General features: G+C 56.7%; 24 protein-coding genes. 17 read left to right on the top strand and 7 right to left on the bottom strand.

The window, feature by feature from the left end; genetic code table 11:
• The 4 genes from bcp to aat all read right to left on the bottom strand — a co-directional run bounded on the left by bcp (position 1) and on the right by aat (position 2,716).
• Entirely contained in the window at positions 1-462 is a 462-nt protein-coding gene (bcp, locus tag CGLAMM_RS02150; protein WP_394819528.1) for a thioredoxin-dependent thiol peroxidase, read from the bottom strand.
• Between the two features lie 221 nt (positions 463-683).
• Entirely contained in the window at positions 684-1,181 is a 498-nt protein-coding gene (locus CGLAMM_RS02155) for a hypothetical protein (protein WP_394819527.1), read from the bottom strand.
• 157 nt (positions 1,182-1,338) lie between these two features.
• Positions 1,339-1,989, bottom strand: coding sequence for a hypothetical protein (locus CGLAMM_RS02160; RefSeq protein ID WP_394819526.1), 651 nt, complete (start codon positions 1,987-1,989; stop codon positions 1,339-1,341).
• A 37-nt stretch (positions 1,990-2,026) separates the two neighbouring features.
• Positions 2,027-2,716, bottom strand: coding sequence for a leucyl/phenylalanyl-tRNA--protein transferase (gene aat / locus CGLAMM_RS02165; protein ID WP_394819525.1), 690 nt, complete (start codon positions 2,714-2,716; stop codon positions 2,027-2,029).
• A 45-nt stretch (positions 2,717-2,761) separates the two neighbouring features.
• Between aat and CGLAMM_RS02170 the strand changes: the two genes are divergently transcribed.
• Complete coding sequence (locus CGLAMM_RS02170) at positions 2,762-2,938, top strand: hypothetical protein (RefSeq protein WP_394819524.1); 177 nt, start codon at positions 2,762-2,764, stop codon at positions 2,936-2,938.
• On the opposite strand, the gene CGLAMM_RS02175 is transcribed toward CGLAMM_RS02170, so the two are convergent.
• A complete protein-coding gene (locus CGLAMM_RS02175; RefSeq protein ID WP_394819523.1) occupies positions 2,927-3,760 on the bottom strand; it encodes an EcsC family protein in 834 nt (277 codons plus the stop codon). The two genes, CGLAMM_RS02170 and CGLAMM_RS02175, sit on opposite strands and share 12 nt — an antisense overlap.
• A gap of 265 nt (positions 3,761-4,025) precedes the next feature.
• On the opposite strand from CGLAMM_RS02175, the gene CGLAMM_RS02180 reads away from it, so the two are divergent.
• Entirely contained in the window at positions 4,026-5,411 is a 1,386-nt protein-coding gene (locus CGLAMM_RS02180; protein ID WP_394819522.1) for an NAD-dependent succinate-semialdehyde dehydrogenase, read from the top strand.
• Between the two features lie 66 nt (positions 5,412-5,477).
• On the opposite strand, the gene CGLAMM_RS02185 is transcribed toward CGLAMM_RS02180, so the two are convergent.
• Positions 5,478-5,888 carry an EVE domain-containing protein gene (locus CGLAMM_RS02185; RefSeq protein ID WP_394819735.1) on the bottom strand — a complete coding sequence of 137 codons (411 nt, stop codon included), beginning with the start codon at positions 5,886-5,888 and terminating at the stop codon, positions 5,478-5,480.
• Positions 5,889-6,076: 188 nt separating this feature from the next.
• On the opposite strand from CGLAMM_RS02185, the gene CGLAMM_RS02190 reads away from it, so the two are divergent.
• The 8 genes from CGLAMM_RS02190 to CGLAMM_RS02225 are packed head-to-tail and all read left to right on the top strand — an operon-like array spanning position 6,077 to position 11,793.
• The gene (locus CGLAMM_RS02190; protein WP_394819521.1) at positions 6,077-6,907 is read left to right on the top strand and encodes a heme ABC transporter permease; all 831 of its coding nucleotides are present in this window, start codon (positions 6,077-6,079) and stop codon (positions 6,905-6,907) included.
• Positions 6,904-7,053: a heme exporter protein CcmD gene (gene ccmD, locus CGLAMM_RS02195; protein WP_394819520.1), complete on the top strand. Its 150-nt coding sequence runs from the start codon at positions 6,904-6,906 to the stop codon at positions 7,051-7,053. Before CGLAMM_RS02190 ends, ccmD begins: the two co-directional genes overlap by 4 nt.
• 15 nt (positions 7,054-7,068) lie before the next feature.
• Positions 7,069-7,659: a cytochrome c maturation protein CcmE gene (gene ccmE / locus CGLAMM_RS02200; RefSeq protein WP_394819519.1), complete on the top strand. Its 591-nt coding sequence runs from the start codon at positions 7,069-7,071 to the stop codon at positions 7,657-7,659.
• Positions 7,646-9,661: a heme lyase CcmF/NrfE family subunit gene (locus tag CGLAMM_RS02205; RefSeq protein WP_394819518.1), complete on the top strand. Its 2,016-nt coding sequence runs from the start codon at positions 7,646-7,648 to the stop codon at positions 9,659-9,661. The genes ccmE and CGLAMM_RS02205 overlap by 14 nt, the downstream gene beginning before the upstream one ends.
• Positions 9,658-10,218 (top strand): redoxin domain-containing protein, encoded by a 561-nt coding sequence (locus CGLAMM_RS02210; protein ID WP_418115293.1) that lies wholly within the window; start codon positions 9,658-9,660, stop codon positions 10,216-10,218. Before CGLAMM_RS02205 ends, CGLAMM_RS02210 begins: the two co-directional genes overlap by 4 nt.
• Complete coding sequence (locus CGLAMM_RS02215; protein WP_394819516.1) at positions 10,215-10,703, top strand: cytochrome c-type biogenesis protein; 489 nt, start codon at positions 10,215-10,217, stop codon at positions 10,701-10,703. The genes CGLAMM_RS02210 and CGLAMM_RS02215 overlap by 4 nt, the downstream gene beginning before the upstream one ends.
• A complete protein-coding gene (gene ccmI / locus CGLAMM_RS02220) occupies positions 10,700-11,431 on the top strand; it encodes a c-type cytochrome biogenesis protein CcmI (RefSeq protein WP_394819515.1) in 732 nt (243 codons plus the stop codon). Before CGLAMM_RS02215 ends, ccmI begins: the two co-directional genes overlap by 4 nt.
• The gene (locus CGLAMM_RS02225; RefSeq protein ID WP_394819514.1) at positions 11,428-11,793 is read left to right on the top strand and encodes a hypothetical protein; all 366 of its coding nucleotides are present in this window, start codon (positions 11,428-11,430) and stop codon (positions 11,791-11,793) included. Before ccmI ends, CGLAMM_RS02225 begins: the two co-directional genes overlap by 4 nt.
• 170 nt (positions 11,794-11,963) lie before the next feature.
• On the opposite strand, the gene CGLAMM_RS02230 is transcribed toward CGLAMM_RS02225, so the two are convergent.
• Entirely contained in the window at positions 11,964-13,643 is a 1,680-nt protein-coding gene (locus CGLAMM_RS02230; RefSeq protein ID WP_394819513.1) for a glycosyltransferase family 61 protein, read from the bottom strand.
• 472 nt (positions 13,644-14,115) lie between these two features.
• Between CGLAMM_RS02230 and CGLAMM_RS02235 the strand changes: the two genes are divergently transcribed.
• The 7 genes from CGLAMM_RS02235 to rsmA all read left to right on the top strand — a co-directional run bounded on the left by CGLAMM_RS02235 (position 14,116) and on the right by rsmA (position 24,739).
• Positions 14,116-16,521, top strand: coding sequence for a TonB-dependent receptor (locus CGLAMM_RS02235; RefSeq protein WP_394819512.1), 2,406 nt, complete (start codon positions 14,116-14,118; stop codon positions 16,519-16,521).
• An 11-nt stretch (positions 16,522-16,532) separates the two neighbouring features.
• A complete protein-coding gene (locus CGLAMM_RS02240; protein ID WP_394819511.1) occupies positions 16,533-17,630 on the top strand; it encodes a glycerophosphodiester phosphodiesterase family protein in 1,098 nt (365 codons plus the stop codon).
• A 232-nt stretch (positions 17,631-17,862) separates the two neighbouring features.
• Complete coding sequence (gene lptF, locus CGLAMM_RS02245) at positions 17,863-19,008, top strand: LPS export ABC transporter permease LptF (RefSeq protein ID WP_418115294.1); 1,146 nt, start codon at positions 17,863-17,865, stop codon at positions 19,006-19,008.
• A 1-nt stretch (position 19,009) separates the two neighbouring features.
• Complete coding sequence (gene lptG / locus CGLAMM_RS02250) at positions 19,010-20,146, top strand: LPS export ABC transporter permease LptG (RefSeq protein ID WP_394819509.1); 1,137 nt, start codon at positions 19,010-19,012, stop codon at positions 20,144-20,146.
• The gene (locus tag CGLAMM_RS02255; RefSeq protein WP_394819508.1) at positions 20,146-22,461 is read left to right on the top strand and encodes an LPS-assembly protein LptD; all 2,316 of its coding nucleotides are present in this window, start codon (positions 20,146-20,148) and stop codon (positions 22,459-22,461) included. Before lptG ends, CGLAMM_RS02255 begins: the two co-directional genes overlap by 1 nt.
• Before the next feature lie 53 nt (positions 22,462-22,514).
• Entirely contained in the window at positions 22,515-23,867 is a 1,353-nt protein-coding gene (locus CGLAMM_RS02260) for a peptidylprolyl isomerase (RefSeq protein ID WP_394819734.1), read from the top strand.
• Positions 23,868-23,935: 68 nt separating this feature from the next.
• Positions 23,936-24,739: a 16S rRNA (adenine(1518)-N(6)/adenine(1519)-N(6))-dimethyltransferase RsmA gene (gene rsmA, locus CGLAMM_RS02265; protein ID WP_394819733.1), complete on the top strand. Its 804-nt coding sequence runs from the start codon at positions 23,936-23,938 to the stop codon at positions 24,737-24,739.
• The last annotated feature ends 17 nt before the right edge of the window (positions 24,740-24,756 follow it).

A 24,756-nucleotide genomic window follows, 5' to 3' on the forward strand; every position in this document is an offset into this window, starting at 1 on the left:
CTATAGCTCGGCGGCGGCTTCCTTGACGAGGCGGGCATGTTCCGCAGCTTTGACGTTTCGCCACACGCAGCGGATTTTGCCATCGCGATCAATCAGGAAGGAGCTTCGCTGAATACCAAGATAGGTTTTGCCGTAATTCTTTTTCTCAACCCAGACATCGTAAATCTTTGACAAAGCGTGATCCGCATCACTTGCCAGAGGGAAGGTCAGTCCGAATTTTTCAGCAAATTTATCAAGTTTGGGCACCGGATCGGGGCTGACACCGATCACCTGAAGGCCAAGCCTTTGTAATTGTGGCAGATCACTCTGCAGGTCACAGGCCTGCGTGGTACAACCTGGCGTATCGGCCTTGGGATAGAAATAAAGAAGGTAGGGCTGCCCCTGATAATCCGTGTCCTGCACCGTGCGTCCCCCCGATGCCTGGAGGGAAAATTTCGGCGCTTTGTCTCCAACGTCGATCATACGCGCTTCTCCGTCCTGATGAGTGCCCGTTATCCCTGGCGCAGCACGATGCCGCGCAGATATCGAGGCGACCCTTGGGCAATTGGCATGGACGACCCTCATAGCGTAAACCACGTCGAACGCCCACCCTGCAAACAGGTCAAGTTATTTAAGGTTCGATTTTATTTCGTCCTGTGTGGCGTGTGCAGACCCCTGTCGCGCTCCGAAGAGGGCGCTGAACCTCAAGGCGCAGGCTGAAACCACGGGGGCGCGGGCGGCAATTCAGGCGGCGGGGGCGGATAAATGGGGGCGTTGACGATGTTGATCTGCGCTGGCGGATAAACGACCTGTTGCGCGCTTGAAGCGACCTCCATGCCCACGGCCCCGCCAATCAGCCCACCAACGACAAGCCCCGTGCCCAGGCCATTGCCGCCATACCAGTAACCCGGCCCCCAGCCCCAACCCCAACCATCATTGAAGACGGGCGGCGGGAGGGGCGGCCCGAAGCGCGGCCCCCAATAGGGCCCGCGCGGACCGAAATAGGGCCTGCGCATCGGGCGGAACCGATGGTGACCGCCGGGGCCAAAATGCGGCCCACCGCGATGGAATCCGTGCCCATAAGGGTGCGCCATGAGAGGCGGGGACAAGTAGATTGAAAGGCCCAGCACTGCCGATAACAATGTTTTGACGAAAATGCCCCGCATCATACGCTCCTGAAATGCGATTGTGACGTGCGGCATTTTTGCAGCGCGCCGGATCTGCATGCAGACTGGCGCGGAAACATGCCGGGAAAACGGCGGAGAGCCGCTTGTTTTGTAACAAAATGAGTCAGACCCATATCAGCGCACCCCGTAATGGATGGGCGCGGCGCCCGCCCCGGCATCGTCCCTGATATCTTCAATGTTTCTCTTTGTCACTTTTGACAGGGAGGGCGCTGTAACCCGCAGGCACGTCAAAAACCGAACCGGGCAATTCGCGGTAACTGACCTGTTTGGCGACAAGCTTACCATTCACGCCATCAGCATCGACCCCCTCTTCTGACAGGATAATGCCGTCATCTGTCACACATGCGGTCGCGGCGCCGTACCGACTGGTGATCGCCCAGCGCGTGCAGGTCAGCCCCGCGACATTTGCCTGGCCCTGCGGCGTGAAAGCCATCGACAGATCAAGCATGAAGGGGTTCCTTAAACCCACTTTAGGGGAGAAGCGATTATAAAGTTTCTGCTGATGCAGGATCAGCGTGACAAAATGGTCTTTGCGATTGAAAATTGTGGTCGCGATATGTTGCGGTCCGTCGACCCGCATAAAATCGCCGCCCGCCTTAAAGGATACGGTCACATCCAGAGGTTTCGGGAATTTTTTGGGCTGCACCGCGTAGGTGACTTCTGCATCGCGCATGGGCGTCAGGGGGGGATGCTGGGAGGCGGTTCCGCTTTCCTTCCCGATCGCGGGTTTGACTTGCGCAAAGGCCGTTAACGGCACGCCCGGCATCATGACACCGGCGATCATGGCGGCACTGCAGGCAGCGAGACGTGTTTTTAAGGACATGAGCGGAAAATCCTTTCCGAAAAATTTAAATTCCTCGTCAGGCCGCATCGCGGACCTTCAAAGACTGAATCTCCGACATTAAAGCATCCAGCCTGACATCTGCACACCAGACCACGTCGCGTTGAAGTGCCTCGGAAAGGGCGTCCTGATATTGCGATGCGTCCCAGATGAGACAGCCGAATTGCGCAAGGTGCGACGTTGGATATTGCGTGTCAAGCAAGGTGAAACCCTGCCGGCGAAGCGTCGCGACCAGATGAACCAGCGCAATCTTTGAAGCATCTCTGGCGCGGGAGACCATCGTTTCACCAAAAAACGCGCCACCAATATGGACGCCGAATAAACCGCCCACGAGCTCACGCCCCGCCCAGACTTCAATGGAATGCGCGTAACCGGCGTCAAACAGCGCCAGATAGAGTTTTCTGAGAGGTTGGTTGATCCATGTCTCCGTGCGGGTCGGATGTTGCGCGGCGCAAAGGTCCAGCATGCGCATGAAATCGCGGTCAGAGGTCACGTCATAACGACCGGCCAGAACCGTGCGGCGCAGGCGTCGAGGGAGGTGAAACCGGTCATTCAGTGGCATCACGCCGCGTTGCAACGGCTGGAACCAGTGCAAAATCTCATCATCCGCATTGTCCGCCATTAGGAAACGCCCTCGGTGATAACCCTCAAGCATATCCTGCATGGTAAAAGGGCGCGTCCGCCGACGGGACGTTTTGCCGCCTGTCATATAATGTTATGCTGGCACAGGGCCTGGGTCGCTATGGAGAGCATTTTGGAACTGACAAAAGCCTTTCTCGTCTCTTTCTTCATCATGCAGATGATCTATATTTTTTACCCGCGCCTTGCAGGATTATGGTTCATTATATCGACGGTGAGTCTTCTTGGTGCGTTAGCGGGCTGTATCTTTGAAGGCATCCTCACACTCGGTAAAAATCCATCACGTCGTTGAGCGACCTTCACGTGCAGCTTCGGCCATATGGTCGGCCGTTTCCCGCACGCTCATGCCGTGGGTGCGCTCCAGACGGCGGATTGTGAAATGCGCCCGCGCGAGAGAGCGATAATGTGCCAGAAATGCCGCATTGAGCGACGCCCCGCAAAGCGCGCCCGCAACCGGCATCATTTGGAGGGCAAATTTGCGCGACAGGCCCATTCCGTAATGTGACGCGACCTCCCCGATCAGCATGACGATTGGACGCCCCCGCATCAGCGCGCGTGCGGAGAAAAACCCAAGTTCACTCTCCTCACCCTGCGCCGTCGAGGCGAAGCTTCGCAGAGCAAAGACTTCCAGACAAGCCCGGCGCGTGTCCGGGTCGGACAGATCCTCCCCCTCCTGCCGGGCGATATCGGCGATTTCACGCATAATAGTGAGGGTGGTGAAGCCCACATCGGGCAAAAGGCCGAGCGCCCCGCTAAAACCTCCGACCGCGCCCGATATCGCCACCGCAACCTGAGCACCCCCCTCTCTGAGGCGATGACGCGGACGGGCCACGGGTTTCGACATGCCCATGACAGCGACATCAAAAGCACGGGTGATGGCAACCTCCGCGATGCCCTGAAACTTGGCCTGAAGAGATGGCGCCAGCCCGATCCCCTGAAGGCTCAGCCGCGCGGCCTGCCCGATCGCGCCGCCCATGAGATCAGCCAGCCGGACGAGTAGACCGCGGCCTTTCTCGACATCGGCAAGAGCGCCCTGTAATTGCTGCAATGAATCGGCATCGAGTTTCGACCGGATGACTGCAAAACCTGGTGACGACGCATCAGATGACGTCATGGCGCGACCCTCCTCAGTAAATATGTTTCGATAGTAGCACGGTGCTCAGCCGGTTGCACACGCCACGATGGTGAAAGAATAAATGACGCGACCTTGCATCATCGTGAAAAGCGACGATGTTTTATGTCTCAGTTGTCGAAGTCCCGGTCGATACATGGATTGATGGGCGGGCTTGTCCTGCACCCCAATTTTCAGCCAATCGACGCCTCTCTTCGACTCGCACCAACGTGTTTAACAAGAAATGACGTGAAAAGGCCGCCAAAACATGAATCGAGACATCAAAAGCTGGGGCATCCAAACCGTGAACCCGGCAACAGGCGCGGATCTCGCCTTCCACCCCTTCATCGAAGATAATGCGGTGGATGGCGTGCTTCAGCGGGCGGCCCTGGGCTTTGAGACGTGGCGGGATATGGGCATGGCGGCCCGGCTTGAGCTTCTGAAACAATTTGGCGCCGCGATTGAGAGTGCCAAGGAAAATCTTGCCCGGCAGGCCAGCATTGAAATGGGCAAGCCTATCACCCAATCTTTGGCGGAGATTGACCGTTGCGTGCAATTGACACGCTGGATCGTCGAAAATACACCCAGAATCCTGACGCCGCGCGAAGTGAACATCCCCACCGGGCGCGCCTGGCTCCGTTTCGATCCGGTCGGCACTGTTTTTGGCATCACGCCCTGGAATTTCCCTTTCTATCAGATTATCCGCGCCGCCGTGCCGATCATGGCGGGCGGTAACGGCTATCTCGTCAAACCCGCGGAATGCACCATGCAATGCGGCTTAATGTTGAATGATATCGCCGCGTCCGTCGGGATGGGTGATGTTTTCATTGCCGCGAACTTCCGGCGAGAACAGTCCCGTCAGATCATCCAGGACAAACGCATTGCGGGCGTTGCTTTGACGGGCAGTGTCGCCGCAGGCCGTGCCATCAGTCAGCTTGCCGGTGAGGCGGGTAAAAAGACGGTGATGGAACTGGGCGGATCTGACCCTTTCATCATTCTTGCCGATGCCGACCTTGAAAAAGCCGTTGATGGCGCTGTCGCGTCCCGCTTCGGAAATGCTGGTCAGGTATGCATTGCGGCGAAGCGATTCATCATCGATGAGTCGATTGCGGAAGACTTCTCCGATCGTTTTGCCGAACGTATTGCCGCCATTCAACCGGGCGACCCGCTCGATAGAGAGACCTTTCTCGGCCCGATGTCACGCATTGACCTGCGTGATGCCCTGCACAAACAGGTGCAGATGGCGGTTAAGGAAGGGGCGAAACTTGTTGTGGGAGGGTCAAAACCGCGTCAACCTGGCGCCTGGTATGCGCCGACCCTCCTGACGGACGTGACGCCGGAAATGGCGTGTTTCCGGGAGGAGCTCTTCGGCCCTGTTGCCTGTGTCATTGTCGCGAAAGATACGGATGACGCCATCAGATTGGCGAATGACAGTGATTTCGGCCTTTCATCCAGCCTCTGGACGAAGGATCTGGCAAAAGCCGAGCGACTGGCGGGCGAAATTGAAGCCGGGGCTGTCAATATCAATAAGGGGTCAAGCTCCGACCCGAACCTCCCGATCGGCGGAATCAAGGCGAGTGGTTACGGGCGGGAGCTGACCGAGTTCGGCCTGCTGGAATTTATGAACATCAAACCTGTCTGGGCCGCAACTTAACCGGTTTACGGCGACGCAAAGGATCGGCCACTTTATGGGCCAGATCAGGCGCGGACCCGCGCCATGTCACGTGATGCCGCCCATTTTGCAGATAACGCCCCATTCTTCCGCCGTTATCGACGCGACAGAGAGGCGGGATTGCCGTAGAAGGGCCATTTCGGAAAGTGCCGGCGTGGCTTTTATCTGGGCAAGGGTAACGGGCCGCGCCATGGGTTTCACCGTGCGCACGTCAACGCACACCCATTTTGGGTCATCAGAGGTGGGGTCCGGGTAAGCGGTGCGCACGATCTCAACGATGCCGCGAATCGCTTTTTCCGTCACGGAATGATAAAAAAAGGCCCGATCACCTTTTTCCATCGCAGCCAGATTATTACGCGCCTGAAAATTCCGTACGCCGGTCCAGGGCTCGACATTATTGTGACATTGCATGTCCCAGGAAAATGCAGCAGGCTCGGACTTAATCAACCAGTATTTCATGCGCTCCCTGACAACGCGGCCCGGACCGCGCTTTGTTACTTGTGCGTCGATAACGCCCCCTCCCGGGACATAGTCCGATCTCATTGGCGCGGATCTGCGCCACCATGACCGCTTTATGTGGCCAATCAGGGGGTGAATCATGTATGCGATATTCTGTACGTTTATATCGTGAGTTTCGTTTGAAAACCATGCCGAACATATCTCCCGACGGATGGCCCGCCCAAAGCCCCAAACTTATGGAGCGCTTCGCCAATCCGGGCCGGTTCATCCGGGTGACGCAATGGCTCCTCCCCCTCCTGACCATTGCGGGCTTCATCACGCTTGCCGTCGGACTTGTCTGGGCGCTGATCTTCGCGCCAGCTGACTGGCAGCAGGGTGAAACGGTGCGCATTATGTATATCCATGTCCCCATGGCGATACTGGCCTCGACCGGCTATTTCCTTCTGGCAATCTGCGGCGCGTCCTCCCTCGTCTGGCGACACCCGATCGCCAATATCGCCGCGCGGGAAATCGGGCCGATTGGTGCGACGGTGACCGCCCTCTGCCTGATCACCGGCTCGCTCTGGGGTAAACCGATGTGGGGCACGTGGTGGGTCTGGGATGCGCGGCTGACCTCTGTCCTGCTGCTGTTTTTCCTCTATATCGGTCATATTGCGCTGATTCGAGGTTTTGATGATGCGCAACGTGGCTATCGCGCCGCTTCCATCCTGGCGCTGGCCGGGGTGGTTGATCTGCCAATCATCAAATTCAGCGTCAATTGGTGGAACACACTTCACCAGCCTGACAGCATCACCCTGACACATGCCCCCGCCATGTCCCTTTCCATGTTGCTGCCACTCGCCGTCTGTATGGTCGGGTTTTTTCTTGGTTTCGCAGCGCTGGTGACAGGGCAGGTCAGGGCCGCTCTCCTTGAAATAAAATGGCGGCGCACGCGCTTCTCAGACAGATATGAGGCTTTCTTCGATGAGGTGAATGCGCCAGCCATAACGGCGCAAGCTGTGACGCGGGAGGAAGGATGATCAGCGCGCACATCTCCTTCATCATCGCCGCGTACGGGCTGACGATCGGAACGCTGGCCACGCAGGCGCTTTTATGTTGGCGACGGCTGCGCCGCGTCCAAAGACGGTTGCGGATGCGTGAGTCCCATCAGCCGCACCCATCGTGAGGCTGGAGCGCCGCTATGTCTGAACATAATGCCCCGTATCAAGGGCGGACGCCCCGTCAGCGGCGTCGATATGCCCGTAAGTCCCATCGCCTCTGGATCATGCTGCTTTGCCTGATCTGCCTCGCCGCGGCCTCGGCACTCGTGCTGCGGGCTTTCTCATCCAGCATCGTATTCTTCATGGCGCCATCTCAGGCACTTGAGCACCCGCCTCGGCCTGACCAATCCATCCGCCTGGGGGGCATGGTGGTCGCAGGCAGTCTCAAGCGGAATGTGGGGCCGGACGCCACGCCGGAAAATCAGTTTGACGTGACAGATGGGCAGAAAGCCGTCACGGTTACTTATCGCGGCGTTCTGCCTGACCTGTTCCGTGAGGGGCAGAGCGTCATCGCCATGGGCGTGATGACGGCGGATAAGACCCTCCAAGCCTCTGAAGTCCTCGCGAAACATGATGAAACCTACATGTCGAAGGAAGTCGCCGAAGCCCTGCGCAAAAGCGGCAAATGGGACCCGCGCTTCGGTAAACCACCGCGTGCGGAAGAATGGGACATGATGACAAAATCCCAGGCCCGAAAGTCGATTGCACAGGCTGAACATGCATCTCACTGATTTTCTGCATCGTCTCAGCTTTAGCGCTGAGGCCGGGCATTATAGTCTGGCGCTTGCCTGTATCGCAGCCTTCCTGCAATGCATTACAGGTCTCTGGGGTGCAGGGCGCAGCGATGCGCGCCTGATGCGTTTCACCTCGCTTCTCGCAACGGCGCAACTCGTCGCCCTCCTGCTTGCTTTTCTGGCTCTGATATTTAGCGCCGTCACAGATGATTTCTCAGTCCGCAATATCGTTGAGAATTCGGCGCGTGATAAACCGCTCCTTTATAAAATCACCGGAGTCTGGGGCAATCATGAGGGGTCTATTCTCCTCTGGGCGCTTATATTGGCCTTTTGCGGCATGTCCGTCATTGCCTTCGGGCGTCATTTGCCGCGCCGTCTCAAATCCCGCGTCATCGCCATATTGGGCGGCGTCTCGACCGGCTTTCTGCTTTTCTGTGTGACGACATCCAACCCGTTTGACCGCGTTAACACCACGCCACCATTAGACGGGTTCGGGATGAATCCGCTTTTGCAAGATCCCGGTCTCGCTTTCCATCCGCCTGTTCTCTATGCCGGTTATGTCGGGTTTGCCGTGCCTTTTGCCTTTGCGGTCGCGGCGCTGCTCGGTGGGCGCGTTGATGCGGCCTGGGGGCGATGGGTGCGGCCCTGGGCGCTGGGGGCCTGGTGCTTCCTGACCTGCGGCATCGCCATGGGCTCCTGGTGGTCTTATTACGTTTTGGGCTGGGGCGGATACTGGTTCTGGGACCCGGTCGAAAATGCCTCGCTCATTCCATGGCTGGCCGGAACAGCGCTGGTCCATTCCGCCATTGTGGTTGAGAAACGTGAGGCGTTGAAAGTCTGGACGATCCTCCTCGCCATTGCGACATTTTCATTTTCACTTTCCGGAACGTTCCTCGTCCGCTCAGGCATTCTCAACTCCGTCCATGCCTTTGCCAATGACCCGGCGCGGGGGGTGTTTATCCTTCTCCTCCTGGCCCTCGTTATTGGCACCGCCCTCGCCCTATTTGCCTGGCGCGCCCCAAATCTCGTGGATGAGGGGCATTTCATGCCAGTTTCGCGGGAGGGAGCGTTGATCCTGAACAATATCCTGCTCTGCACCATCTGCGCCATTGTCCTTGTCGGGACGATGTACCCGCCTTTTATGCAAATCCTTACAGGCAGGACGTTATCCGTCGGCAAACCGTTTTTTGACGCGACCACGATTCCTTTGATGCTTCCCCTCATGGCCGTGATGGTGACCGGGCCGCTCCTCTCCTGGAAGCGCGGCTGGCTTCGCCCCATTTTCAGGCGATTACGCTGGACGTTTGTGCCGCTCATCCTCAGTGCCGTGCTGGCATCGTGCGTCATAACCGGCCTCCTGCCGACGATCTGTGCGATATTTGCCGTGTGGCTGATTCTCGGCAGCCTCACCGATATCGGAAGTCGCGTGGCGCTCGGTACATCCTGGCCGGGTCGATGGCAGCGCCTGCGCCACCTCCCCCTCTCCAGCTGGGGCACGGCTTTGGCGCATATCGGTGTCGCCATCACGGTGCTCGGCATTACCGGCATGTCGCAATCACAGCAGAAAATCACGGAAATGGCGGAGGGCGCGCATGTTGCTTTTAACGGCTATGAATGGACGCTCGGCAATATTCATCAGCGGAAAGAGAAGAATTTTGATGCATTGATTGCGGATGTCGTCGTCACACGTCACGGGCATGTTGTGACGGTGCTTCATCCGGCCCGGCACGTCTTTGCGCGTCAGCGACAAATGGTGACGGATGTGGCCATTCATACAAATATGCTTCAGGATCTTTACTGCGTTTTGGGTGATGCGCGGCGGGAAAAAGATGGGCAGATGCATTTTATATTGCGCCTGCACGTCAACCCCCTTGCGCCGTGGATCTGGCTGGGTGGGTTGGTCATGGCGACGGGCGGTGCGCTGTCTCTTTGTGATCGACGCCGCAGGCTCGGCGCGCCCCGACGGCGTTTGAACGGTGATGCAGCGGTGACGATATGACGCCCGTTCAAAAACGGCGTCTTGTCTTGTCGCTCCCCATCCTGATCGCTGTCGCAGTGGGTGGCGGGTTCTGGGCGATGCTATCGGGCATGCGTGAGGGGCGCTTTGACCCGCGCGCGATTGAGACGCCCGCGACGAAAAGGCGGATGCCCGAATTCAACCTTCCGGGACTGATGCCGGACGAACCCCATCTGAGCCACGCCATTTTGGCGACACGGTCCAAACCCGTCCTGATTAATTTCTTCGCCTCCTGGTGCATCCCCTGCATCACGGAACTGCCTGAACTTCAGAGCTTGAGTCATGAGGTTACAATCTGGGGCATTGCCTATAAAGACCGGCCTGGAAATGCCCGCGCCCTTGTACTGCGTAATAACAAGCCTTACGAAATGACAGCACAGGATGTGGATGGGAATTTCGGTATCCAGATGGGGATCAATGGTGTGCCGGAGAGTTTTCTGGTCATGCCCGATGGGCGCATCGTCTGGCATGATCCCGCGCCCATCACGGCCGAAACAATCAGAAAGGTGATACGCCCTTTACTGAAAGCTGCGCCATGACGCGATGTCTCCGGTTAATCGGCCTCCTCATGATCACGCTCTCCCCGGCTTTCGCGGTCGATGATCCGCGTGAACTCCTACCCAACCCCGCGCAGGAAAAGATGGCTGAAAGGATAGACGCGGAGTTGCGATGCCTTGTCTGCCAGAATGAGTCGATCGAGGACAGCTCTGCCTCTTTAGCGCGTGACCTGCGTCGTGTCGTGCGTCAGCAAGTAGCGCAGGGGAAAAGTCGGGACGACATCATGGCCTGGATGACAAGCCGCTACGGGGATTTCGTGCGCCTGAAGCCGCGCCTGACCGCAGCTACGGCGCTCCTTTGGTTAACGCCTCTCATAGCCCTTGCCTCGGGACTTCTCCTCGCCCGCCGCACCTTCCGCCATCGTGAGGAAACAGCGCCTCTGACGGATGAAGAACGCGCCCGCCTGGAAATCCTGCTGCAAAGCCGCGCACCAACTGATGATGGCGGAGGCAAGGCCGGCACATGACGATTGCGCTTTACATCATCCTGACGCTTTTGTGCATCTCACCCTTGATTGTGGGATTGCTGAAACGCCGAGGACTTGAAGCGGTCCCCGCCGCCGCGGACTCAGAACGGGCATTTTATGCCGCGCAACTGGACGCCCTTGAGGAGGAGAAACGCGCACGACACCTCAATGACGTCGAGGCCAGGGATATGCAAATGGAAATCGCGCGGCGTCTCTTGCGCGCCGACTTTACGGCGCATGCGCCGTCCCGTCCCGTCTCCTGGCGGGTGATCGCCGCGATCACCCTCCTCCTCCCCACCTTCGGCACTGCTCTGTATTTATATAAAGGCGAGCCAGGTTACGGCCCACAATCAGCTTCAAACCCTCAAAACGAGATTGACCCGCAGCTGCGCCCCGTCATCACGCGGCTTGAAAAGCAAGTGGCAATCATTCAACCGGATGACCCTGCTTACGTCAAACTGCACCTTCTTCTGGCCGCCGTGCGTGAAAAGCAGAACCGACCGCTGGAGGCTTTGGCCCTGTATCGTGCGGCACTCAGAGTTCAGTTTACACCGCTTCTCGCCATTCATGTTGCTGACCTGCAGTCGCAATTGGATAATCGCATCAATGAGCAAAGCTTGCATCTATATGAGCGCGCCTTGGATGCCGCCCCGAAAGATGCGCCCTGGCGCCTGGAAGTGCAGAAACGCATCGCCCAGGGCGAGCATGACACGCAGCCCACACCATGACGCGCTCTGAAACCAGCGGGAAAAACCGTGGTGCCGTCCTCTTCAAAAACCGCTTCAGGCCGCGCGCTCAAAATAATGTTGTGGAGGCCCGCGTTTTCCTCTGCCCTGTCTGCCATGAGGAGATCCGGCAATCAGCGGAGATCTGTCCGCATTGCCGCAGTCGACGCATCTTCGGCCCGACATATTGGGAAAGTCTTATCGCGATTGGGATTGGCGTGGCGGCAGGTCTTTTTTACAGCCTGGTAATTCTTGATCGCGTCTCATGGGTGTTTCCATGCGCGGCCCTCGGAGCCCTGGTCGGATTCTATGTGGCACAGATACGTTTCGACGGTGACCGGTGGCGAAGAACTTCGGGTCGATGACAGAAGCTTGATCAACAACGCGTTTCCGCATTGAAATTCGGGTCGTGCTTCACGTCTGTCAGGCCGGATGAAGCTGCTCAGGCCGTTTTTGAGTCAGGCACCTGAAAAGGCGTGGCCCTCATCATGCCCGGATGGAATAGAACGACGCGCATGGGAGGATCCCCTCGATGTCAGGGGAGAGCCGTCTCAACTTCACGCGCCGTCCTCGCGTGGTTGACAATCAATGTGTCATCGCCCCGCAAATATTCCATTTTGTTTTTGACATTGACGATATGGGAGACAACTTCCGGGATTTGATTGAGGTAAAAATCGAGATGAAAAGGCTTGTCAGGCAGCATCAGCCCGGCCATCACACTCAAAAGCCGGGCGATTTCTGACCCTGGCTTTGGTGAAAAGGCCGTTTTTTCTTTGAGATTAAATCTTTCCCATTCGAGAATTTTCAAAGCTTTGTTTTGCACCCAACCGCCCTGAGAAATCGGTATAGCTTGGAGATAACGTTGGTTTTCCGGCATGAAAAAGGCGTAGGTTCCGCCTTCATTCTCAATTATATCGACAGGTATTGCCAAACCGGTTAGGGAAGTGTCGTGGATGACGATATTGACCATTTTCTCCTCGCCGGAAACGAGGAAAGCTCTCTCTCGATCGCCGTCGATAAATGTGGCAAGGACAAGGTTTTTGAAAAACCGGTCATCCAATGATGAAAGATATCCCGTTCTAGGATCCAATTTTACGATGGCGCCTTCATGAGTTAAAAGGTCATAAAATTTCACATCCACATGGGATGAGAGTGGGAAACGTCCCATATTAGGGATGTAGAAATTATTCCTTTTTTCTCTAACCGAGTCAGAAATGGTTTGCGCAAAACTTTCGACGTCTCTGATTGTCTTTGTTTCATAGTAATTGACGTCTTTTTCTTCAGCCTCGACGATATTGTCTGACTGAATGTAGTCAATCTGGGCCTCATTAACGCCATCCATCATCAGAAAATTGCTATCGACGGCACTTTTTACATTCAAAGCAATGCCGCAGGGCGCTGGGGTGAAAATCGACGTATGGAGAGCTGAGCCGACCGGACCGACGACGATATTATTGTTCCTGAACAGCGAAATCTGCTCGTTTATGGAGAGTTGTTCCGGGTAAATGATCTCAAAATCCAAATCCCTCAGGTGACGTTCCAGCTCGATTTCATTGTCAATTTTAACAGTTCCGCAGATCAATTGTGACCGGGAAACGTAAATATCCTTGTCTTTGAGAAGCTTTTGCTCATCAAGGCGCTCCATGGCCCGATCCCCAATTGTGTGACAATATTCCGCCATGCGCCTGTAGCAATAGCCTTGTTCAGTAAAGGCCGGCGCAGGGACAATCAGTTTACGGATCCGAATGGGATGATCGGGACAGATAAAGTCATCTTTCGTAAGTCCTAGAAGGTCGAAAAGCTCAATCGCCCATTTGAACGTGAAAACCTCATCGAGGCCCCGGGCGCATCGCACGAGGATTTTTTCATTGGTTCTTACTTCTTTGATGGCCCAGAGGCGGGATATGAATTCAGTGATGAAGTGACCGTATTGATCATGGACATGACCTGCAAAAACAGCCGCATCAATGGCAGGGTAGGAAGCCGCGATTGCCGGGTCGGTCCAGTTCGGATGACCTTTAGGAATTGATGGAGATTGATGATGGAAAGCAGCCTGCGGGATGAGATATCCCTCCCGCGTGAAGACCCCCATGAGATTGTCGAAATGATTGTAACCGCATACATAGATGGCGTCGGCAAAGGTGAAGACTTCTGGATCGGAATAAAAGTTAATTCCAATGTGCTCTGGGAATTTCGCTTTTTTGATCGCCGTCATGCGCGTCTCATTCCTTAGATATATCACATCTTTGCATTTGCTCGGAACTTCCTCTCTTCCTTCGACGCAGCAAGATAGAAAATTCGCAAAATTCTGATTCAGGTTTTTTTACAATACTGTCGAGGCGTTCACAACAGATGATTGTGGTATTTAACGCCATGTGAATTTTACATTGTGCAAATAACCTTCACAACAACATGTTGATGTCTCAGGATCTCGTGCGCAACATAAAGCTGAGTAGGTACAGCGCCCTCCCAGCTTCGTCACTGATAATGCGGCGTCGCGATGAGTTTTACTTTGTACGACCCTATCCAGATTCTCATCCATAAACCCGACCGTCCCGGCTTCCCGCGGACGGGCGACGTACTCATCCCAAAATCATGAATTTCATTTCATCAAAGCTTCACACACCGTCACGTCGACGCTGAATAAGTTGAGGGGCGTTCACGACCTCCTAAAGGAATTTCCGGAGATGAAGCCTCGCAAGCGGCACCGCGTCCTCACCTTGCCCCTTTTCTGTTCACCTCTCGCCCTGATGTATGAAAGCGCCGATGCCGCTGGTAAAAAACTTCGACCCGACTCATGGCAACACCCCGCCAGACCTCACGCGACGAAGAAGATAGGATCCGTCACTGCGCCTGCCGCGCCGGAACAGATCGTCGCAACCGCGCGTCGCGTGCGCTCCGAGCAGACGATTGGCCATACGCAGGCACAGCGCATTCTGCCCGGGATCAGCCCTCTCAAGGCGCTGCAGATCCTGCCAGGCGTGGTCTTCACGAATGCCGACCCCTGGGGAAATTATGAGCAGAATGCCGCGCTCTTCGTCCACGGCTTCAATAAGAACCAACTTGGCTATACGATGGATGGCATCCCCCTGGGTGATCAGGCGTACGGAAATTTTAATGGCCTGTCCCCGCAACGCGCCATCATCAGTGAGAATGTGAAAAGCGCGACCGTCGCCACCGGCGCCGGCGCGCTTGGCACGGCGTCAACTTCCAATCTTGGCGGCACGCTGCTTTTCACGTCGCTTGACCCGAAAACACATCATGGCGCCCAACTCGACCAGAGTTTCGGCAGTTTCTCAACATTCCGCACTTATGCGCGGTTGGATACCGGCGCATTCGGGCATGGAAATGCGGCTTATATTGCCTGGGCGCGCCAGGATGCCCGCGCCTGGGATTTTGCCGGACATCAGGGGGGCCATCAGGTCAATCTGAAATTTGTGCATAAGGGCCAGCTCGACCGATTCACCTATTTCTTCGACTGGTCTGACAAGATTGAGCCGAATGAGGATGGGATCGTGCTCCCGAGCGGTTACGGCACGTATGTGCGGCCTTTCACCTACCCGGATTTCAATTCTGCGAAATCCTATCTTAACACGCCCGCCTACCGGCAGGCTGGTCTGAATTACCGCAATTATTACTCCGCCGCGCAACGGCAGGATTTCCTGACCTATTTTAAATGGCAGCATGACTTCAGCCGCCACCTGCATTGGGACAACAGCTTTTATTACCATCATAATCTTGGCGAAGGTGTCGTCGCAGGCCCGATCAGTGCCGCCGGTCTGCCGACATTATTCAGTGCGTATTTCCCGGATCAGAGTGCCAATCAACTCAGCAATGTGTTTGGCGGGTCCGGTTACGCCACGCGAACAACGGAATATTGGGATAATCGTGGCGGCGTGATGTCGACCTTGCGCTACCATCTCGGTCGTCATGCTATCGAATTAGGGGGATGGTATGAGCGAAATCATAATACGCAGGCGCGGCGCTGGTATCCGCTTCAGGCCGACAACCCGACATCACCTTATGTGCGTCAGCAAAATGCGCTGATCCATCAATACACAAATTATTTCTGTACAAATAGCTGGATGACCCACCTTCAGGATCGCTGGAAAGTCTCAGATCAATTGACTCTTCTGGCGGGGTTTAAATCTGAACTGGTCTATACGAAAGGGACGTTACCTGTCGCGGCCCGGCCGGGCTCACTTTCCCCGGCAACATCCATCACTGTGCCTGGGGGCCGGATTGCGGCGGTCAAACCCTTCCTCCCCTCTTTCGGCGCGCTGTGGAATATCACGCCACATGAGCAACTCTTTGCAAATATTCAGGAGAATATGCGTGCTTTTCAGGCGGCAGGTTATGGTAATGCCACGCCCTGGGGATCAACGAGCCAGGCCGCCTTCGAAAATTTTCGTCAGAATGGCAAGGTCGAAACCTCATGGACCTACGAGACCGGCCTGCGCACCCATCATCGCCTGCATACCGGCCCTTTGACGGATATCTCCGCGCAGCTTGAATATTATCACGTGCATTTCTCAAACCGCTTGGTGGCCATCGCCTCAACCCGGAGCCTATCCTCCATCATCGGTGCTGCGACGACACTGGCGAATGTTGGCTCCGTCTCGACCAACGGGACGGATTTTTCCTTCACCGCGCAACTTGGACAGCATTTCTCCATCTATAATGGTCTCTCTTACAATAAATCAGTGTATAATGACGATTACACGTCCGGCCATTCCACGATCCGCATCGCGGGACGCAACGTCGCAGGGCAGCCGGACTGGACCGAGAAATTTGTGGTCACCACAAATTGGGGCCGTTTTTACGGCCAACTGATCGGTGATGTCATGGGCAAACGTTATACGACCTACATGAATGATCTCTGGGCCGCGCCAAATACGCAGTTCAGCATGAATGCCGGTTACACCCTTCGGGGCATCCCGCATGTGTCGTCACTGCGCGTCCAGGGCAACATCACCAACCTGACGGGCACGCGGGGATGGTCGACGGTCAATGTCGATCAGGTTTCCCGTCAGTTTACCGCCTATCCCATCGCCCCGCGCATGTATTTTCTGACACTCAGCGCTCTCTGGTAAGGAATAATAAAATGCTGACACGTCGTCATGCCCTTCTCCTCGGCATTGCCGGGATGTGTGCACCGGCTTTCGCCACGCCCGCCCTCGCCCCACGCCCATTGGTTTTCGCGCATCGTGGGGCATCCGCCTTGCGGCCGGAGCATACATTGGCGTCTTACGCGAAAGCGATGGAAGATGGCGCCGACTATATCGAACCTGACCTTGTCATGACCAAAGATGGCGTGCTCGTTGTGCGCCATGAAAGTAATATTACCGACACGACTGATGTCGCTGCGCGACCCGAATTCGCCGCACGCAAGCGCAGTCTCGTCATTGACGGCGTAACGGAGACAGGCTGGTTCACCACAGATTTCACCCTCAAGGAAATCAAGACTCTCCGCGCAAAGGAACGCCTGCCGCAGATCCGTCCGCATAATACGCGCTATGACGGGCAATTTGATATACCCACCTTTGAAGAGGTGATTGATTTTGTCGCTGCCGAATCCGCGGCGCGCGGGAAGACATTTGGGCTGATCCCGGAGATCAAGAATTCGACGCATTTCCATCGTCTCGGCCTTGACCCTGAAACGATCTTTCTTGAAACCATCGCCGCCCATCAATATACGCGCCACGCCCCGCTTGAACTTCAATCCTTTGAAACCAGCAATCTTAAAGCCATCGGCGGCAAATTGCGCGCCATCAACCCGCAGGCCCGCGTGATGTTTCTGATGGGGGCGCCGGATGAGATACCGCCTGACCTGATGGGAAATCGGCATGCCCCGAATTTCGGCGCCTTCATGACGCCCGCGGGCCTGCGGAAAGTAAGCCGCTTTGCCAACGTTATCGGCCCTTCCAATGCCGACCTCATCCCACGCAGAAAAGATGGGTCGTGGGGCAGGCCGACATCATTGATCGCCGATGCGCATGAGGCGGGACTTCTCGTGCATTCTTATACGGCTCGACCGGAGAATCTTTTTCTTCCCCGAGAATTGCGCAATGGCGCCGCGCCGGAGGCCCGTAATCCGGCGGCCATGATCACCGAGGTCAGGCGCTATCTTGATATGGGGCTGGACGGCTTCTTTACGGATGACCCGGCTTTAGGGCGCCGTGCCGTCGACCGGCCCGGTTGAACCCGCCCCACGCAACATCGCCATGCAGGGCCACGTGTCCTGCACAGTATGTCAATACGCCATCAGCCCCTTCCCCGCTCGCAGCACCCCGCCTCTCATCATGAAAGGTGACGTGCGACGGCCCCCGTCCCTTCGGGCGGCAATACGCGCCCGCAAAAGCGGCAATGCAAAATAACGTTCAGGATCTGCTTTGCCCCTTTGAGCTTGGCTTGGGAGCAGGTATGAGAAAACTATGTCCGCGTCGCCAACCCTTTTCCAGCGCCTCTTCCCGACGACGCTGCTTGATCGCTACGTCCTCAAGCAACTGGCGCTAGGGTTAACGGGCATCACGACAGGCGCGATCGCTTTGATCTGGCTCATGCAGTCTCTGCGCTTCGTCTCCCTCGTCGTGGATCGCGGACTTTCATTGCGTGTTTTCCTTGAGTTGACCGGCCTGATGATTCCGTCATTCCTCGCTGTCATCCTGCCTATCACCACGTTCCTCGTCATTCTCTTCGGTTATCAACGCATGACGAGTGACCGGGAAACCACCGTGATGCAGGCGGCGGGGCTCTCTGCTTCCCAGATGGCCCGGCCCGGCGTGATCTGCGCCACCATTGCGACTGTGCTTTGCTATCTGCTCAATCTTTGGATTGTCCCGACATCCTACCATTCCTTCAAAAAATATCAGTTTGAAATACGGAATCGCCTTGCTGCCTACCTTATCCAGGAAGGCGTTTTTACGCCGCTTTCAAAGGATATGACCGTCTATGTGCGCAGTAAGGACCGTAATGGCCAGTTGAGGGGCATTTTTGTCGAAGATGACCGCCTGCCGCAAAGCCATGCCACCATTCTGGCGGAATATGGCTCCATGATCGTCGTCGACGATGTGCCACATGTTGTGCTTTATAACGGCTCGCGACAGGAAATCGACAAGCATAATGGAAGGCTGGATGTCTTGACCTTTAAGCGGAATCTCATTGACCTCACCTCCAAAAATCATCCGGCGCGGCAACCCCGTGATGCGGGGGAAATGTCGATCTCCGAATTATTGAACCCTGAAAATGCCAGTGTCAGCCCCCGGGACCGCGGAAAATTCGCGGTCGAAGCCTGGAAGCGCCTGACATCCCCCCTGACCGCGCTTTCTTACGGGATGGTCGCGCTTTTCACCGTCCTGAGCGGTGCCTTTTCCCGTCACGGAAATATTAAACGGCCCTTCATCGCGATCCTGTCAGTCGTGGCGTTGATCGCGCTCAACCTGCTGCTGCAAAATCTGACGAGCCGGAATTTGCAGCTTGTCCCTCTGATGTGGCTCGTCGCCGGGCTGCCCGCCGCACTATGCGCCGGGCTGTTATTCGGGCCTGAACTCCGGCAGCGTCTGCGGCCCCGTCTCTCCTGACATGGCGGCAGCTTCACCCCCTTCCCCGCACCGCGTCGGTGTCTCCGTCACGCTTGCCCTTTATGTCGGGCGCTCCTTCACCTGGGTCGTCATCGCCATGGTCCTGGCCCTGACCGGGCTGGTCTCACTTTTCGATTTCATTGACCTGCTGCGGCGTGTCTCCACGAAACCCGACGTGCCCACCACCCTCGTTTTTGAGATTGCGGGGCTGCACATCCCCTATTTCATGATACTCATCATGCCTTTCGGGATTTTGCTGGGCGGAATTGTCTGTTTCTGGCGGCTGACACGTTCCTCGGAATTGATCGTCGCGCGGGCGGCGGGCATTTCCGCCTGGCAATTTCTGACGGCGCCCCTTGCCTCGGCCCTGCTGATCGGCGGGCTGGGGACGACTGCGATTTCACCCCTCTCATCCTTCATGTTCCGCCAGGCTGAACTTCTGGACCAGACTTATCTTCAGACCGGCGGCGGCCCCCTGACATTCAATGGCACCAACCTATGGCTACGAGAGGCGGAACCAGATAAGGGCGTCGCCATCATCCATGCTGAGAATGTCCACCGGGAAGGCGTGTCACTGCGCCTCGGGACGGTCTCGATTTTTCGTCTGAATGATCGAGACCACCTGATCGAGCGCCTTACCGCCCGTTCCGGCCGTCTTAATGAAGGTTTCTGGGAACTTGAAGGCGTATCGATGGTGCGGCCGAACCATCTGCCGGATCAGATTGGCAACACAAAAATCCAGACCAGCCTGACACTGGGCCGGGTTGAGCAGAGTTTCGCTTCGCCTGACACGCTGTCGATCTGGGCGCTCCCCCGGTTTATCCGGCTGCTTCAGGCTTCCGGATTTTCAACGATCCGTCACAGATTACATTTTCAGACGCTCTTGGCGTTGCCGATACTTTGTGGGACGATGGCCCTCGTCTCTGCCGGGTTTTCAATGCGCCCGACGCGGCGCGGCGGTGTCGCGCGGATGCTGGGCTCCGGCGTCGCGGCCGGGTTTGCCTTGTTCAGCGTTTCCAAGATCGCGGCCCAGTTTGGCGAATCGGGGGCGCTGCCGCCACTTCTTGCCGCGTGGGCGCCGACGATTGCCGGTTTGTGTCTCGCTGTGGCGCTATTGCTACATTTGGAGGATGGTTAATGGCGGGTAAGCGGCGCAGAAACGGGCACCGGCGGCGGAATCTCGCCGCTGTGGCCCTGTTGGGCGGCGTCGGGCTGACAACACATGACAGCGCCAAAGCAGGCGGGATGCGTCGGGAGCCGGGGCCGAAAGTCAATATCGGCAAAACCTCCTCCTCAAGTGAGCCTGTCACTTACCTCGCTGATCACGAATCCTACACGAAAGATGGCGTCGCCACCTGGTCCGGCAATGTGCAGATCTGGCAGGGTGATCAGGCTATGCGCGCCGATAAGATCGTTTATGACCGCAATTCCGGCATTATGCGCGCGATGGGCCACATCGCCATGATCGAGCCTGACAACAGCACGATTTTTACCAATACGCTGGAATTGAGCAATGGTATGCATAATGCCATTGCGCGCGGCATTTACATCCGCATGCAGGATAACGCCAAAATCGCCGCGAATGGGATGAGACGGACGGAGAGCCGGATCAACGATCTCAGCAAGGTCATTTATACGGCGTGCAAAACCTGTGAGAAAAATCCCGATAAACCGCCTTTCTGGCAAATCCGGGCTTATGACGCCAAACAGGATTCGGAGCATAAAAGGATAGAATTCTCCCACGCTTACCTTCAGTTTTTCGGGGTGCCTGTCTTTTATTTCCCGTTATTTTCAATGACGGACCCGACGGTGAAACGGCAAAGCGGCTTCCTCATGCCCGGCATCAGCCCGCATGACCGCTATCTCGGCACGTACGCCACCATCCCTTATTACTGGGTCATTAATGATTCACAGGATATGACGGTCCAGGCCCTCGTCTCCACGCGCACCGGCCCGCAGATAAGCGCGCAATATCGGAATAATCTCCGCTTCGGGAAGATCCGCTTCACGGGTGGCGTTGCTGACGCCACGCGTCACAACACGTCTTTCCTGAACTTCCTCGATAATCGGACGGAAAGCACAAGCACCACGGGCATACAGGGTTATGCGCGCGGCAAGGTCGATTTCGTCATCAACCGCAATTGGCGCGCCGGGGCCAATGTCAATGTTGCCTCTTCGGCAAATTATATGCGCGATTACCGCATCACCGGTTACGGTAACGAAGTGCTTGCTTCTGACGGGTTTGTCGAAGGGTTTGGCGTTGGGTCCTGGGCGCGGCTGGATGCGCAGCTTTATCAAGGGCTGAATCAGGGCGTCATTCAGAACTCGCAATTGCCTTTTGTTCTGCCACGTTTCAGCTATGGCTTTCAGGCGCAGCGTGATCCGCTCGGGGGTGTCTTCTCGCTGAATACGACGGATTTCGTCGTTTACCGCCCTGAAGGTGTCAACACCGATCGGGCGCAGATCCGCCTCAACTGGGATCGGCCTTTCCATAACGCGCTCGGACAGGAATGGCTGTTTACATTGCGTCTCGATGCGGCAGGGTATCAGGCCAGCCATTACCGTCAGCAGCCCCTCTACGCACCGATCGGCGGCACGCACACGTCAGGCCAGTTTCTCCCCACCGCAGCGCTGAAAGTCAGCTGGCCTTTCATGCGCAGTTTCGCACATGGCGCCGGGGTGCAGATTATCGAGCCGATTGCGCAGATCATCGCTTCCCCGACGCGGTTCTATAAGCCCACCAGCCTCATCCCGAATGAGGATAGCTTCCAATATGAGTTTACGGACAGCACGCTCTTTTCCCTCAACCGTTATAACGGTACAGATCGACTCGATAGTGGCGTGCGCGGCAATATCGGGCTGCATGGCAACTGGACATGGCGCGGGCACGTGATCGATTTCCTCGTCGGGGAGAGCATTCAGAGATCGATTGACCCTTATCGCTCACCTTACGATGGGCTGGGGCATCACTTATCGAGCCCGGTCGGCCGCATCCGGCTGAGCCCCAACCGCTTTGTCGATCTGACGGTGCGTGGTCGTTACAACCCTTACGGAAAGCCTTTCGATTACGGTGAGGCTCTGGTGAATACGGGGGTCAATCACTTCCATGTCAATGCGGGCTATATTTATGAGCCCATCACACCTTATTACCTCTATCAACAGAATTACCGCTTCAACCAGGTCTCACGCGCCTACTCCACCCCCATCAGTGAAATTACCGCCGGGGTCAGTGGCGATTATGGTCATTATCACGCATCCGTTTACGGGCGTCGCTCGTTATCACGCAAAGAGTTCGTCAGCATCGGCGGCGATGTCGGTTACGCCAATGATTGCTTTGGCTTGGACGTTATGTTTATCAAACAATATACTTTCATTGGAGGGCAGCAACGCAATACAACGGTGCTCTTCAACTTCACTCTGAAAACCATCGGAACCTTCGGGATAAATGGCTGATATTGAACGTGACCTTCACACTCTATAATTTCCGTCGTCGCTCCCTGAGGGGCATGTCTTACAGTTTGATCGCGGCCAGTCTGCTGAGCCTCGGCCATGGCACACCTGCTGACGCCGCGCATGGCCGGCACACCGCGGCCAAGCATCACGCCGTAAAAAAGCCTGACGCCGCCCTCCCCCCGGAAGCGCAGATCATCGGCACCATCAATGGCCAGGTTCTGACCGAACGTGACGTTGAAAATCGCGGCCGCCTCTTTGCCCTCTCAACCGGATTATCGATCAGCCCCGAACTGATGAAGCGCCTGCGTCCCCAGATCATCCGGCAATTGGTGGATGAACGCATCAAAACGCAGGAACTGCTGAAACGGCACATCAACATCCCGCCGCAGCAGATCGCCGACACCATCCGCAATATTGAAGCCCGCAACGGGATGCCGACCGACGCGCTGCGCAGCCGCCTGCGCAATGATGGCGTCTCCCTCTCAACGCTGATCGACCAGATCCGCGTCCAGCTTGGTTGGATGACGATTTTACGTCAGGAAGTAGGTGGGCGGGCACGCATTACCGCACGGGAAATTGAGCAGCGTGAAGCGGCGCTTAAAGCCGAGGAAGGCCGCCCGCAATATAATGTCAGTGAGATTTTCGTCCCGGTCGCTGACCCGCGCCACCCGGAGCCGGAACTTGAATTTACCAAAACGATCATATCGGAACTTCGGAAAGGCGCGCCCTTCCCGATTGTCGCGGCCCAGTTCTCCCGCGCGCAGACGGCTTTGGATGGGGGCGCTCTCGGGTGGGTCCAGGAAGATAGTCTTGACCCGCCTGTCGTCGCCATTGTGCGCGCCATGCCGATCGGCGCGATCTCCAACCCCATTCAGGTGGCGGGCGGGTATGATATCGTGACCGTCCATGCAAGGCGCACGGTCGGGCATCAGCTGGCAAATCTGGTGACGTTGCGTCAGGCTTTCTTCCCTTTCACCTCAGCATTAAACCCGCGGAACCCGACGGAACAGCAGAAACAGGCACTTGACAGGGCCACAGCCGCTGTCAAACGCGTACGAGGCTGCGGCGCCATGGAGCAGCTCAATAAGTCTCTGGGGGAGAAGCGCCCCTCTGACCCGGGGAATGGGTCCAGCCTTGTCCTTGACCGCATGAACGATCAGATGAAATCCGTCATCAGTCATCTCGGTATCGGTGTCCCCAGCAAACCGCTTGTCTCCCCGGATGGGATTGCGCTGATTATGGTTTGCGCCCGTGAGCAAAAAAACGTTGCGCAGCAGTCACCCAGCGAAATCGCGGATAATCTGTTGAATGAACGCGTTGAACAAGCCTCCCGTCAGCTTGAGCGCGATCTGGAACGCCGTTCTGTCATCAAATTGCGCCCTAACGCCCATGCATCCGCGCAGTAATCTCGGCTTTTGTGAGGTCTGAACCGTCCGTGACGAACGCTGCGACTTTCCCGCCGCTGCGCCAGGCGATGGAGCAGCACGGTCTCTCCCCCCGGAAAAGCCTGGGGCAGCATTTTCTTCTCGACCCGTCCATTGTCGCGCGCATCGCGCAGTTGGCGGGCCAGCTCGACGGTGTGACGGTGGTTGAAGTCGGGCCAGGCCCCGGCGGCTTGACGCGCGCGCTGCTTCAGACGGAAGCCGCTCAGATTTTCGCTGTGGAGATTGACCCACGCGCCATCCCGATCCTTGAAGATCTCAAGGCGCACGACCCGGATCGCCTGCACATCATCCAGGCGGATGCGCTGAAGCAGGACATGACCGCATTCGGGACCGCGCCGAGGCAGCTCGTCGCAAACCTGCCTTATAATGTTGGCACCAGGCTTCTGGTCAACTGGCTGGCACAGGCAGCGATGTGGCGTCGTATGACGCTAATGTTTCAACGGGAGGTGGCGGACCGCATCTGCGCGCAACCCGGGTCGGCCGCTTATGGGCGGCTGAGCGTGTTGGCCCAGTTCTGCGCGTCGTGCAGCATCGTCATGCATGTGCCCGCCGGTGCCTTCACGCCCCCACCCAAAATCGATTCAGCCGTGGTGGATATCCGACCCCATGCCGAGCAGCCTCCAGCGGCATTATTCCGTGCTATGGGGCGAGTGACCGCCGCCGCCTTCGGCCAAAGGCGCAAAATGTTGCGCAGCGCGCTGAAAACCCTCCATGGTGAGACGCTTCTGGACCGCGCCGGCATTGACCCCTCGCGCAGGGCCGAGACATTGAGCGTCGCAGAGTTTACGCAACTCGCCACTTTATTAAGCGGCTTCGAAGGTAAGTCGGCGTAAGACGCGGTCGCTGCCCC

The organism is Sorlinia euscelidii (assembly GCF_036452135.1).
GTDB lineage: Bacteria > Pseudomonadota > Alphaproteobacteria > Acetobacterales > Acetobacteraceae > Sorlinia > Sorlinia euscelidii.